13 protein-coding genes are annotated in these 12790 nt (G+C 64.1%); 9 read left to right on the top strand and 4 right to left on the bottom strand.

What is annotated here, in order from left to right; genetic code table 11:
• Positions 1 to 24 precede the first annotated feature (24 nt).
• Entirely contained in the window at positions 25 to 1044 is a 1020-nt protein-coding gene (locus tag NX778_RS05540) for an alpha/beta hydrolase (protein ID WP_258810665.1), read from the top strand.
• Here the strand turns inward: NX778_RS05540 and NX778_RS05535 are convergent.
• From NX778_RS05535 to NX778_RS05525, 3 genes are all read right to left on the bottom strand, one after another.
• Complete coding sequence (locus tag NX778_RS05535; RefSeq protein WP_258810664.1) at positions 1041 to 1625, bottom strand: hemerythrin domain-containing protein; 585 nt, start codon at positions 1623 to 1625, stop codon at positions 1041 to 1043. The genes NX778_RS05540 and NX778_RS05535 overlap by 4 nt on opposite strands.
• Positions 1626 to 1696: 71 nt before the next feature.
• Positions 1697 to 2356 (bottom strand): dienelactone hydrolase family protein, encoded by a 660-nt coding sequence (locus NX778_RS05530; RefSeq protein ID WP_258810663.1) that lies wholly within the window; start codon positions 2354 to 2356, stop codon positions 1697 to 1699.
• A 154-nt stretch (positions 2357 to 2510) separates the two neighbouring features.
• A complete protein-coding gene (locus NX778_RS05525; RefSeq protein ID WP_258810662.1) occupies positions 2511 to 3857 on the bottom strand; it encodes an MFS transporter in 1347 nt (448 codons plus the stop codon).
• A 155-nt stretch (positions 3858 to 4012) separates the two neighbouring features.
• Between NX778_RS05525 and cyoA the strand changes: the two genes are divergently transcribed.
• Genes cyoA through NX778_RS05490 form a run of 7 tightly spaced genes read left to right on the top strand, consistent with a single transcriptional unit; the run spans position 4013 to position 10675 of the window.
• Positions 4013 to 5017, top strand: coding sequence for a ubiquinol oxidase subunit II (gene cyoA / locus NX778_RS05520; protein ID WP_258810661.1), 1005 nt, complete (start codon positions 4013 to 4015; stop codon positions 5015 to 5017).
• Positions 5018 to 5019: 2 nt separating this feature from the next.
• Positions 5020 to 7020 carry a cytochrome o ubiquinol oxidase subunit I gene (cyoB, locus tag NX778_RS05515; RefSeq protein ID WP_258810660.1) on the top strand — a complete coding sequence of 667 codons (2001 nt, stop codon included), beginning with the start codon at positions 5020 to 5022 and terminating at the stop codon, positions 7018 to 7020.
• The gene (cyoC, locus tag NX778_RS05510; RefSeq protein ID WP_258810659.1) at positions 7013 to 7648 is read left to right on the top strand and encodes a cytochrome o ubiquinol oxidase subunit III; all 636 of its coding nucleotides are present in this window, start codon (positions 7013 to 7015) and stop codon (positions 7646 to 7648) included. The genes cyoB and cyoC overlap by 8 nt, the downstream gene beginning before the upstream one ends.
• On the top strand, positions 7645 to 8028 hold the full coding sequence (cyoD, locus tag NX778_RS05505) for a cytochrome o ubiquinol oxidase subunit IV (protein WP_258810658.1): 384 nt from the start codon (positions 7645 to 7647) through the stop codon (positions 8026 to 8028). Before cyoC ends, cyoD begins: the two co-directional genes overlap by 4 nt.
• A complete protein-coding gene (locus NX778_RS05500) occupies positions 8025 to 8810 on the top strand; it encodes an SURF1 family protein (protein ID WP_258810657.1) in 786 nt (261 codons plus the stop codon). Before cyoD ends, NX778_RS05500 begins: the two co-directional genes overlap by 4 nt.
• Positions 8800 to 10149 (top strand): ATP-binding protein, encoded by a 1350-nt coding sequence (locus NX778_RS05495; RefSeq protein ID WP_258810656.1) that lies wholly within the window; start codon positions 8800 to 8802, stop codon positions 10147 to 10149. Before NX778_RS05500 ends, NX778_RS05495 begins: the two co-directional genes overlap by 11 nt.
• Positions 10139 to 10675: a response regulator transcription factor gene (locus tag NX778_RS05490; protein WP_258810655.1), complete on the top strand. Its 537-nt coding sequence runs from the start codon at positions 10139 to 10141 to the stop codon at positions 10673 to 10675. Before NX778_RS05495 ends, NX778_RS05490 begins: the two co-directional genes overlap by 11 nt.
• A gap of 22 nt (positions 10676 to 10697) precedes the next feature.
• On the opposite strand, the gene NX778_RS05485 is transcribed toward NX778_RS05490, so the two are convergent.
• On the bottom strand, positions 10698 to 11177 hold the full coding sequence (locus NX778_RS05485) for a hypothetical protein (RefSeq protein WP_258810654.1): 480 nt from the start codon (positions 11175 to 11177) through the stop codon (positions 10698 to 10700).
• 384 nt (positions 11178 to 11561) lie between these two features.
• On the opposite strand from NX778_RS05485, the gene sorA reads away from it, so the two are divergent.
• Positions 11562 to 12785: a SorA family sulfite dehydrogenase catalytic subunit gene (sorA, locus tag NX778_RS05480; RefSeq protein ID WP_370661316.1), complete on the top strand. Its 1224-nt coding sequence runs from the start codon at positions 11562 to 11564 to the stop codon at positions 12783 to 12785.
• Positions 12786 to 12790 lie beyond the last annotated feature (5 nt).

Below are 12790 nucleotides of genomic sequence, written 5' to 3'. Positions count from 1 at the left end.
GGTATGAAACTCAACGGAGGCCCTATGCAAACTCGTCTGGCCGGATTGGCTGTGCTCGTCCTGTTGCTGTTTGCCGGAGCCGGACGGGCGCAATCCATGCGGCCCGAAATCGCGGGACACGCCGTGACCGAGGGGCCGTTTCCCAAGCCGCAGCCCGTCTTTCCTTGGGGAGTGAAGGTGCTGCCGGACCTGGTCTATGCGCGCGCCGGCGCGCCGAAGCCGCTTGCCCTTGACCTCTACCTGCCGCCGGGCGCCAGCGTCACGCCGCGGCCGCTGGTGGTGTTCATCCACGGCGGCGACTGGAACAGCGGTTCGCGCCGCGCCAACGGCGCTTTCGCCAACTGGCCGCTGGCGCTGGCCTCGCTGGCCGCGCGCGGATTCGTGGTGGCCTCGGTCGATTATCGGCGCGCCGAGGACGCCAGCTTCCCGGCGCAGATCATGGATGTGAAGGATGCGATCCGCTGGCTACGCAGCAAGGCCGGCACCTACGGCATCGACCGCGCCCACGTGGCGGTGTGGGGCGCCGAAGCCGGCGGACAGCTGGCGGCGCTGGCGGCGGTGAGTTGCGGCGCGGCCGGATTCGATCGCCAGACCACTGGCGCGCCGCTTAATAATGCGATCGGCGGTACAGCCGCGGCGCCATCGCCGGCGGACGAATCGGCTTGCGTGCAGTCGGCGGTGACGTGGTCCGGCGCGTCGGACCTGCTCCGGATGCCGGAGATGGCGGCGGCCAACGCCTACCTCGGCTGCACCGGTTCCGCGTGCGATCCGCAGCGCCGCCTGGCGAGTCCGGTCACCTATGTCGACAAGTCCGCGCCGCCGATGCTGATCGTGCACGGGATGACGGACACCTTCATTCCGGTCGCGCAGGCCTCGCGCCTGAATGCGGTGATCCAGGATGCCGGCGGGAGCGCCGAACTTGTGCTGTTGCCCGACGTCGGCCAGGGTTTCATCGGCCCCAGCGAGGAGCGCACACGCGACGCGTCCCAGGTGGCTTGGCAGCGCACCGTCGACTTCATCGCGCGCACTTTGCGCCGGCCTTAGGAATGCGCCGACGACTTGCGGAATTTATTCACCGCGAAGATGGCGCCGGCCACGCCTAGCGCGACGGCGGCAGTGCTTCCCGCGATACCGACCACCGTGTCCTTGGCGATCTTGCCCGCTTCCGGGGTCAGCAGTTCGAGGCGGCGCTTGGTCATCTTGGCGCCGAGGTCGGACAGGGTGTCCTTGTCGAGCATTTGCTCGGCTTGCGGCAGCAGGACGGTTTCTTCATCGGCGACGTGGTGGATGACCAGTCGCATCAGGTCGAGCACCAAACGGTCGTGGTCCGGGCTGTGCGGATCGGTGCGGCGCAGCAAGGCGATGACGGCGCGCATCTCGTCGTGCTCGGGCTCGCTCTTGGCCATCACGCGCTCGTCGCTGGTGAGCTGGCGCATCACGGGATAGAACAACTCTTCCTCCAGCTTGGCGTGGATATCGACTGCCGTGCAGATCGTTTCCGCGAGCGCTTTCTTGACGCTGGGCGGCTTGTCGCGCGTGTACTGGTGGAAGGTGACCATCATGTGGGAATGGTCGAAGCGGATCATGTCGGTGATGCTTGGGCTTAATTTGCTCAGGGAAAACATCGCTCGTCTCCTGTTCTGGCGCGAGGCTTCATGCTAGCGCAGCGATCCGGCCCGGTCAGTAGGACGATGGCCTATGCGGATGTCGGCGCGCTGCGCGGGCTTGCCAGGTGCCGGCTGAACCAGTCGCGGGCCTGGCGCGCCACCTCGTCCAGCGCGCCCGGTTCTTCGAACAGGTGGGTGGCGCCGGGGATGATCGACAGTTCTTTCTCACACTGCAATTCGGCTAGGGCTTTGCGGTTCAGGCCAATGACGACGGTGTCGGCGCCGCCGACGATCAGCAGGGTGGGCGCGCGCACGTGCGGCAGGGCCGCGTGGCCGGCGAGGTCGGGGCGGCCGCCGCGGGAGACGACGGCGGCGACATCGGCCTGGGCCGCCAGCTGCAAGGCCGCCGCGGCGCCGGTGCTGGCGCCGAACAGGCCGAGGGGCAGGCCGTGCGCTGCAGGATGCTGGGCCAGCCAGGCGGCGGCGTCGGCCAGGCGGCGGGTGAGCAGGGCGATGTCGAAGCGGTTTTCGGCTTGCTGGTCTTCGTCTGGGGTGAGCAGGTCGAGCAGCAGGGTGCCGATGCCGGCCGTGCGCAGGACGCTGGCCACGTAGTTGTTGCGCGGACTGAGGCGGCTGCTGCCGCTGCCGTGGGCGAACAGGACGGTGCCGCGCGGCTGGTCGGGGAGGCCGAGCATGCCTTCCATGGACATGGCGCCCGAGGGGATGTTGACGAGTTCGGTGTAGGACATGGTGCGGCTCCTCTGATTAGATCCGCCGGAACTCCATCTTAGACCGCGCCAAGAAAAACGCCGTTCGCGTCCTGTTTGATACCGTTAAAAGGAGAACGTCGTTCCCGCCTGCGCGGGAACGACGTTCTGTGTGAGTGTCGAGTTGCGTGCTGCGCTAGTCGCGGATCTCCAGCGCCCGGTTCAGGCTCAGGGCCGCCAGCGAGCCGACGGCGCCGGACAGCAGGTAGAGGCTGACGTAGCCGAGGCCGAAGTTGGCCGACAGGCCCAGCGCCACCACCGGGGCGAACGCCGCGCCGACCAGCCAGGCCAGGTCCGAGGTCAGGGCCGCGCCGGTGTAGCGGTACTTGGCCTGGAAGTTGGCGGTCACCGCACCGGCAGCCTGGCCGTAGGACAGGCCGAGCAGGCCAAAGCCCACCAGGATGAAGATGTTCTGCCCGGTCTCGCCGCCGTCGATGAGCGTGGGCACGAAGGCCGAGAACACCGCGATCAGCGCCGCCAGCGAACCCAGCGTGGTGCGGCGCCCGACCTTGTCGGCGATGAGGCCCGAGACCAGGATGCCGACCGCCGCCACGCCCGCACCCCACATCTGCAGGTGCAGGAAGTCGGACGCCGGACGGGTGTCGTACAGCTGGATCCAGGACAGCGGGAACACCGTGACCAGGTGGAACAGGGCATAGCTGGCCAGCGCGGCCAGGGCGCCGATCACGACATTGCTGCCTTGTTCGCGCACCAGTTCGCCGACCGGGGCCGGATCGAGTTCGTGGGCGTCGAGCAGGTGGGTGTACTCGTGGGTCGAGACCAGGCGCAGGCGTGCAAACAGCGCCACCACGTTGATCGCGAACGCCACGTAGAACGGGTAGCGCCAGCCCCAGACGAGGAAGTCGTCGGAGGACAACGCGTTGAGCATGTAGGAGAACAGACCGGCGGCGATCAGGAATCCCACCGGTGCGCCAAGCTGGCCGAGCATCGCGTACCATCCCCGTTTATTTGCCGGCGCGTTCAGTGCCAGCAAGGAAGGCAGGCCGTCCCAGGACCCGCCTTGCGCCACGCCCTGGCCGATGCGCAGCAGGGCCAGCAGGACGATGGACGTGGTGCCGAGGCTGGCGTAGGTGGGCAGGAAGGCAATCCCGGCGGTGGCGGTGCCCATCAGGAACAGGGCGAGGGTCAGCTTGATCTCCCGGCTGTACAACTGCTGCAGCTTCATGAAGATGATGGTGCCGATGGGTCTTGCAATAAAGGCAAGTGCAAAGATGGTGAAGGCGTACAGCGTGCCCTCCAGCCGGTCTGCGAACGGGAAATACACCGACGGAAACACGAGCGCTGAAGCGATGGCGTAGACGAAGAAGTCGAAATACTCGGAAGCCCTGCCGATCACCACGCCGATGGCGATCTCGCCCGGGTGGATCCCGCCGTCGCGTGCATTGATATTGCGCGCGCCGCTGGTAGGGTGGGTAATGGGAGCGGCACCTGCAACACCGCCGTTCGAGGTCGTGCTTTGCATAATCTTCGTCTCCATATTGTTACTTGTAGTACAGCCCTGCTGCGCCTGAAAGTAATGCCTTGTGACAAAGGGTGGGACAAAACGTCCAATGTGCAGCCCTGGCTGTTAGCAGTACAGTAGCATGTTCTCAATCCCATGTAACGTCCTATACAAGCATGATTCCTTTGACCGTCCGTCGCGGGCTGGTTCTGACCCCTCTGCTTGCTGCCCTCGCGGGTTGCAATACGGTGGTGATGAGCCCGTCCGGAGACATTGCCAAACAGCAGGCAGACCTGATCAGTATCTCGGTCGCGCTGATGCTGTTGATTATCGTTCCCGTGATGTTCCTGATTGTCCTGTTCGCATGGAAGTACAGGAAAAGCAATACTGAAGCCAAGTACGAGCCCGACTGGGACCACTCGACCAAGCTCGAGCTGGTCATCTGGGGCGCACCGCTCCTGATCATCATCGCCCTTGGCCTGGTGACCTGGATCAGCACCCACAAGCTCGATCCTTACCGTCCGCTCGACCGCATCGACGAGAAGACCCCGATTTCCGCTTCGGCCAAGCCGCTGACGGTGCAGGTGGTGGCGATGGACTGGAAGTGGCTGTTCATCTATCCGGAACAGGGCATCGCGACGGTCAATGAACTGGTGCTGCCGACCAATGTGCCGGTGCGCTTCAAGATCACCGCGACCACCGTCATGAACGCGTTCTACGTGCCGCAACTGGCGGGCATGATCTACGCGATGCCGGGCATGGAGACGGAACTGAACGCGGTCCAGAACAAGCCGATCGTCAGCGAAGGCCTGTCGTCGAACTACAGCGGCGCCGGTTTCTCGGACATGCACTTCAGCTACCGCGGCGTGCAGCAGGCCGATTTCGATAAGTGGGTGGCGGCAACCAAGAGCGCCGGCGGCGCCCTCGGCCGCGCCGACTACCTGCAGCTGGCCAAGCCCAGCGTCAAGGAGCCGGTGCACCAGTACGCGGCCGTCGAGGACGGCCTGTACAACGCAGTGCTGAACCGCTGCGTCGAGCCGGGCTCGATCTGCGCCAACAAGCAGATGTACGAAGACGCCAAGCGGGCCTCCGAGATGGGCTCGCACGAGGTGAAGGAAGGCGAGCGCAAGGTTGCGCAGGCCGAGATCTGCACCCCGACCACCCAAACTGCGAAGAAGTAACCATGCAAGACTTTGACTTGACCAAGCTGATTTTCGGTCGGCTGAGCTGGGAAGCGATTCCCTATCACGAGCCGATCCTGCTGGGCACCTTTATCATGGTGCTCCTCGGTGGCGTGGCCGTTCTCGCCGCCCTGACCAAATTCAAACTGTGGGGCCCGCTGTGGCGTGACTGGATCACCTCGATCGACCACAAGAAGATCGGCATCATGTACATGGTGCTGGGCCTCGTGATGTTCCTGCGCGGCTTCGCCGACGCCCTGATGATGCGCGCCCAGCAGGCGATCTCGTTCGGCGCCAACCACGGCTTCCTGCCGCCGCACCACTACGACCAGGTGTTCACCGCCCACGGCGTGATCATGATCTTCTTCGTGGCGATGCCGCTGATCACCGGTTTCATGAACTACGTGGTGCCGCTGCAGATCGGCGCGCGCGACGTTGCCTTCCCGTTCCTGAACAACTTCTCGTTCTGGATGACCGCGTTCGGCGCGATCACCGTGATGGCCTCGCTGTTCGTGGGCGAATTCGCCCGCACCGGCTGGCTGGCCTATCCGCCGCTGTCCGGCATCCTGGCCTCGCCTGACGTCGGCGTCGACTACTACATCTGGTCCCTGCAGATCGCGGGTGTCGGAACATTGCTCTCAGGCGTCAACCTGGTGGTCACCATCATCAAGATGCGCGCCCCGGGCATGGACCTGATGAAGATGCCGGTGTTCACCTGGACCGCGCTGTGCACCAACATCCTGATCATCATGGCCTTCCCGGTGCTGACCGCCGTGCTGGCGATGCTGGGCCTGGACCGCCTGCTGGACACGCACTTCTTCACCAGCGAGCTGGGCGGCAACGCGATGATGTACGTGAACCTGATCTGGATCTGGGGCCACCCCGAGGTCTACATCCTGGTGCTGCCGGCCTTCGGCATCTTCTCGGAAGTCGTGTCGACCTTCTGCGGCAAGCGCCTGTTCGGCTACACCTCGATGGTGTATGCGACCGTCGTGATCATGATCCTGTCCTACCTGGTGTGGCTGCACCACTTCTTCACCATGGGCTCGGGCGCCTCGGTCAACTCCTTCTTCGGCATCTCGACGATGATCATCTCGATCCCGACCGGCGCCAAGATCTTCAACTGGCTGTTCACCATGTACCACGGCCGCATCCGCTATGAACTGCCGATGATGTGGACCGTCGCCTTCATGCTGACCTTCATCATCGGCGGCCTGACGGGCGTCATGCTGGCGGTGCCGTCGGCCGACTTCGTGCTGCACAACTCGCTGTTCCTGATCGCCCACTTCCACAACGTGATCATCGGTGGCGTGCTGTTCGGCCTGTTCGCGGGCGTCAACTTCTGGTGGCCGAAGATGTTCGGCTTCAAGCTGGACCGCAAGTGGGGCCTGGCCTCGTTCTGGCTGTGGACGGTCGGCTTCTGGGTCGCCTTCACCCCGCCGTACATCCTCGGCTTCATGGGCTACACCCGCCGTACCTCGCACTTCGAAAACACCGCCGACCAGTGGCTGTTCCAGATCTCCTTCGTCGGCACCCTGATGATCGCCGCCGGTATTGGCTGCCTGCTGATGCAGATCCTGGTGTCGGTCCTGAACCGCAAGCAACTGCGCGACGTCACCGGCGACCCGTGGGATGGCCGCACCCTGGAGTGGTCGACTTCGTCGCCGCCGCCGGACTACAACTTCGCGTTCACCCCGATGGTCCATGACAACGACACCTGGGCCGACATGAAGAAGAACGGCTATGCCCGTCCGCTGAAGGAATTCGTGGCGATCCACATGCCCAAGAACACCTGGGCCGGCTTCGGCATCGCAGCCCTGGCGTTCGTGGTCGGTTTCGCCATCATCTGGCATATGTGGCTGCTGCTGGGCATTGCCTTCGTCGCGATGCTCGGCGCCACCATCTTCCACACCTTCGATTACAAACGCGATTACTACATCCCTGCCGACCAAGTCGTCCGCACGGAAGAAGCTCGCACCGCACTGCTGGAAAGCCATGTCTGAGATTAACGTCAACGCTGGCGGCGTAGCGGCCGCCGACAACAGCTCGCGCTACTTCGTGCGCGAGCACCATCCGGAGAACGGCACCATGCTGGGCTTCTGGATCTACCTGATGAGCGACTGCCTGATCTTCGCCTGCCTGTTCGCGACCTATGCTGTGCTGGGCCGCAACTACGCCGGCGGCAAGAGCGGCGCCGAGCTGTTCGAACTGTCGACCGTGGCGCTGAACACGGCCTTCCTGCTGGTGTCGTCGATCACCTACGGCTTCGCGATGCTGGCCGCGGCCAAGCGCAACGTGAAGGCCACCCAGATGTGGCTGGTGATCACCGGCATCTTCGGCCTGTGCTTCCTGGGCCTGGAGCTGACCGAGTTCGCGCAGCTGATCCACGAAGGCTATGGCCCGTCGCGTTCGGGCTTCCTGACCGCGTTCTTCTCGCTGGTCGGCACCCACGGCCTGCACGTGACCTTCGGCATCGTGTGGCTGGTGACCCTGCTGGTGCAGCTGGGCAAACACGGCATCACCCCGGAAAACTTCCGCCGCCTGTCGTGCCTGTCGCTGTTCTGGCACTTCCTGGACGTCGTCTGGATCGGCGTGTTCACCTTTGTTTACCTGATGGGAGTGCTGCCATGAGCGACCACCACCACGACCACGGCCACCACGGCCACGACGAAATCGTTGCCCACGGCAGCGTGAAGGACTACACGATCGGCTTCATCCTGTCGGTGATCCTGACCGCGATCCCGTTCTGGCTGGTGATGGGCCACGTGCTGCCGGCCACCACCACCAAGGTCGTCATCCTCGGCTTTGCCGCCGTGCAGGTGATCGTCCACATGATTTACTTCCTGCACCTGAACGGCAAGTCCGAAGGCGGCTGGAACATGATGGCGCTGATCCTGACCGTGATCCTGCTGTTCATCGTGCTCTCGGGCTCGCTTTGGGTGATGTATCACATGAATGCCAACATGATGCCGGCGATGGACGCGAGCCACGCCATGCAGAACATGCCATGATGGCTTCCAGCGATCGGCCGCGCCGCATCGGGCCCTGGGCCCTGCGCATTCTCGCGGCGCTGCTGATCGTGTTGTTTGCAGGGCTAGGAACCTGGCAGGTGCAACGCCTGCAGTGGAAACTGGCCCTCATCGAGCGCGTAGAGTCACGCGTGCACTCGGCCCCGGCCGCGCCACCCCCTCCGGCGCGCTGGGGCCAACTTTCTGCGGCGACGGATGAATATCGCCGCGTGAAGTTGTCTGGTTTCTTCCTCTATCAGTTCACCACGCCGGTGCAGGCCGTGTCGGACCTGGGCAGCGGCTATTGGCTCATCACGCCGATGTGCATGGCCGACGGCAGCATCGTGCTGGTCAATCGTGGCTTCGTGGGGCTGGCGGACGGCTTGCTCGACAAGTATCCCGGACGCCGTGCGGAGGCTGCGGTTTGCACACCGGCCCCGGCTTCCCGTTATGATGTGGTGGGCTTGTTGCGGGTGCCGGAACCGCATGGCGGCTTCCTGCGCGAGAACGATCCTGCGCACAACCGCTGGTATTCGCGCGACGTCGCGGCCATCGCCAAGACGCGGGGGCTTTATAATGTTGCACCATACTTCGTCGACGCGGCCAAAGACCAGGATCCGGCGGACGCCCCGGACCATCCGGTGGGCGGCCTGACCGTGATCACCTTCCATAACAATCACCTGGTTTATGCCTTCACCTGGTATGCGCTGGCCCTGATGGTCATCGGCGCATGGTGGTGGGCGGCCCGCGGCGGCGCGAACCGGGAACAGGAAGATGCCAGCTGAAAGTGAAGCACTGAACAACAACCAGGCGGGCCGCGGGCCGGCGGCGCTGGCCGCCAATGTCGAGTACGCGGCCGGCCACACCAATATGCTGCAGCTGATCGAGCTGCGCTGGATCGCCGTGGTCGGGCAAGTGACCACTATCGCGGGCGCGATCCTGATCTTCAACGTCAACCTGCCGCTGGTGCAGATGCTGCAGGTGCTGGCCTGCCTGATCGCCTTCAATATCGCCAGCCACTTGCGCTGGCACGAACACCGTCCCGTCACCAACCGCGAACTGTTCGCGGCGCTGCTGGTGGACGTGACCATGTTCACGCTCCAGCTCTACCTGTCAGGCGGCACCACCAATCCCTTCGCCTTCCTGTACCTGCTGCAGGTGATTATTTCGGCCGTGCTGCTGGAGGCTTGGTCGACCTGGACCATCGTCGGCATCACGCTGGCCTGCCTTGCCGGGCTGGCCGTGTTCGCGAAGCCGCTGGCACTGCCGTTCGACCATGCGCGCGGCATCGGCAGCCTGTACGTGCAGGGCCTGCTGATCTGCTTCGTGCTGGACGCGGCGCTGCTGGTCATCTTCGTTTCCCGCATCAGCAACACGCTGCGCACCAAGGCGGCGCAGCTGGCGGACCTGCGCCAGCGTGCGGCCGAAGAGGAACACATCGTCCGCATGGGCCTCCTGGCATCGGGCGCGGCGCACGAGCTGGGCACGCCGCTGGCGACGCTGTCGGTGATCCTGGGCGACTGGAAGCGCATGCCGGAGTTCAAGCAGAATCCCGAGATGCTGGAAGAGCTGACCGAAATGCAGGCCCAGCTCAAGCGCTGCAAGTCGATCGTGTCCGGTGTGCTGCTGGCGGCCGGCGAGACGCGCGGCGAATCGGCGGCGCGCACCACCATCCGCACCTTCCTCGACCAGCTGGTGGAGGAATGGAAAGGCAGCCGGCCGGTGCGCGGCTTCGCCTACCAGAACTACATCCGCGACGACGTGCGCGTGGTGTTCGATTCGGCGCTGCGCCAGATGATCGACAATGTGCTCGATAATGCGCTGGAGGCCTCGCCGGAATGGGTCGGAATGGAGGCGCGCGTGGCGAACGGCACGCTGGTGCTGTCGATCACCGATACCGGCCCCGGTTTCGCGCCGGCGATGCTGGCCCATTTCGGCAAGCCCTATCAATCGAGCAAGGGGCGGCCCGGCGGAGGTCTGGGGCTGTTCCTGGTGGTGAACGTAGCGCGCACGCTGGGCGGCACGGTCACGGCCACCAACCGTCCCGAAGGCGGGGCCGAGGTGAAGCTGACGCTGCCGCTGGCCGCCATCGCATTGGAAGGGGAGGCTGCGAATGTCCGATGACCGCGAGCTCCTGATCATCGAGGACGACGAGGCTTTCGCGCGCACGCTGGCGCGCTCCTTCGAGCGGCGCGGCTACAAGGTGATGGTGGCGCCGGGCCAGGACGAGGCGGCGGAGTTGCTCAAATCGTATTCGCCGGGTTATGCGGTGGTGGACCTGAAGTTGAAAGGGCACGCTTCCGGCCTCGCCTGCGTGCAGATGCTGCACCAGCACGACGATACCATGCTGATCGTGGTGCTGACCGGCTTTGCCAGCATCGGCACGGCGGTCGAGGCGATCAAGCTCGGCGCGGTGCAGTACCTGGCCAAGCCGTCCAACACCGACGATATCGAGGCGGCTTTCGGCCACATCGCGGGCAGTGCCGAGGTCGAGGTGACCAACCGTTCGACCTCGATCAAGACGCTGGAGTGGGAACGCATCCACGCGGTGCTGGCCGAGACCGACTTCAATATCTCCGAAGCGGCGCGGCGGCTGGGCATGCACCGGAGGACGCTGGCGCGCAAGCTGGAGAAGCAGCGGGTCAAGTAGACGCGGCGTTCGGCCCAGTCGGCTAGCGCCAAACGTCCTCGTCCTTCCTTATCGTTCTGGACGGGCGTGTTGACCGGCAATCGTCGGCCAGCTTCCACTCATGTTCTGCTGGGAAGAGCAGCCACAGGTTTCGCCAAGCATTTCGCCGCGCACCGCCGTGCATGTTCGCGAAATCTGTCGGCGTCATTGCTTCTCCTTCGTAGAGCAACTGGTCGCCATTTAATTGGGCCACGTACGAACGATGCTTGAATACGGTCCTGAGCATCGTTCCTTCTGGTAGGAATAAGCGCTTCCATTGGTAGCCACTCGTGATTGGACGCATTTGCGACCCACCTGCCTTGCCTTTTCGGCGACTCTCAAGCGGCCACTCCCGCAGTACAGTTCCAGTAAGGTCACCGATCGTTCGCTTGTAGCCAATTTCTGTCATGTAGTGGCACACATCGACAAAGACCTCGTACGGGATGTACACATGCCAGAAGACCTCTCGGGGAGCACTGGACACGGGTTCTCTCCTCAATGCTTGTTTACGCTCAAATGTGCTCCGATGCGCTCGCGTGGGGTTTTGGGCCTCTCATTTCGCCTCGAGTGCGCTCACGGGGTGAGGGAAAAAATCTAAATTGCGCTTATTCCGTCTTAGTTTTGACTGCTGAGCTGTAAATGAGTTCGCAGGAGAGTAATTAAGAAGTCGCGAACTCGATGGAGAGTCAAAGTGAGAGTGGCGGAGATTGGGGGCCGGGGCCGCGCCGGTCGAAACTCTCTTGTGCCAGCCCGACATTGGTGCTAGCGTAATATTGCTCAGCCAATGAAGCACCCAGACTGAGCCGCAATTCGGTAGCCCTGAATACAAATAGACTTGGATTGGGAGGCGGACATGGGTAGCGATTCGATGGACCCGCACGGCCGGCGGCGCCGTGCGGTGATGCGGCAGGCAGGCACACTTGGCGCAGCGGCGGCGCTGGGCGCGCTCGGGCGCGATGCGCTGGCGGCCAACAAGACGGTCAACCTGGGCTTCGAGAACGGCGAGCGCGAGCTGGTGGCGTTTCCCCAGAAGCGGCCGATGATCCTGCTGACCAGCAGGCCGCCGCAGCTCGAAACGCCGTTCGGCATCTTCAACGACAACATCATCACGCCCAACGACGCATTCTTCGTGCGCTACCACTGGAGCGGCATTCCCACCTCGATCGATCCCGGCACCTTCAGGCTGCATGTCGGCGGCAACGTCAACTCGCCGCTGGAGCTGTCGCTGGCGGAGCTGAAGCAGATGGGCGGGGCGGACGTGGTTGCCGTCAACCAGTGCTCGGGCAACAGCCGCGGCTTCTTCCAGCCGCGCGTCAACGGCGGCCAGCTTGGCAACGGCGCGATGGGCAATGCGCGCTGGGCCGGCGTGCCGCTCAAGCTGGTGCTGGAACGTGCGGGCGTGAAGGCCGGTTCGGTGCAGGTGAGCTTCAACGGCATGGACATGCCGCCGGTGCCTGGCGGCCCTGACTTCATCAAGGCGCTCGATATCGACCATGCGCTCGATGGCGAGGTGCTGCTGGCCTGGCAGATGAACAATGCCGACCTGCCGGTGCTGAACGGCTACCCGCTGCGTCTTGTGGTGCCGGGCTACTACGGCACCTATTGGGTCAAGCATGTGAATGACATCCAGGTACTCGACAAGGTGTTCGACGGGTTCTGGATGGCGAACGCCTATCGCATCCCGGACAATTCCTGCGCCTGCATCCAGCCGGGCACCGCGATGGCGAAGACGACGCCAATCAAACGCTTCGACGTGCGCTCCTTCATCACCAGCCTGGCCGATGGCGCGCAGGTGAAGGCGGGGCAGTCCGTCGTGGTGAAGGGGATTGCGTTCGATGGCGGTTACGGTATCGCCGACGTGGCCTTGTCACTGGACGGCGGACGCACGTGGATGGAGACACGGCTGGGGCAGGATCTCGGGCGTTTCTCGTTCCGCGAGTGGTCGGCCACGGTGCGGCTGCCGAAGGGGCGGCACGAGCTGAAGGTGAGGGCCGTGAACCGCATCGGCCAGTCGCAGCCGATGACGGCGCTGTGGAATCCGCCCGGTTACATGCGCAATGTGGTCGAGACCACGCGCGTGGTCGCGGTGTAAGGAGG

Origin of the sequence: Massilia terrae, assembly GCF_024753145.1 — a bacterium.
Classification (GTDB): domain Bacteria; phylum Pseudomonadota; class Gammaproteobacteria; order Burkholderiales; family Burkholderiaceae_D; genus Telluria; species Telluria terrae.
Note: the sequence above shows the minus strand (reverse complement) of the source record. Positions and strands in the feature narration are given on the sequence as shown.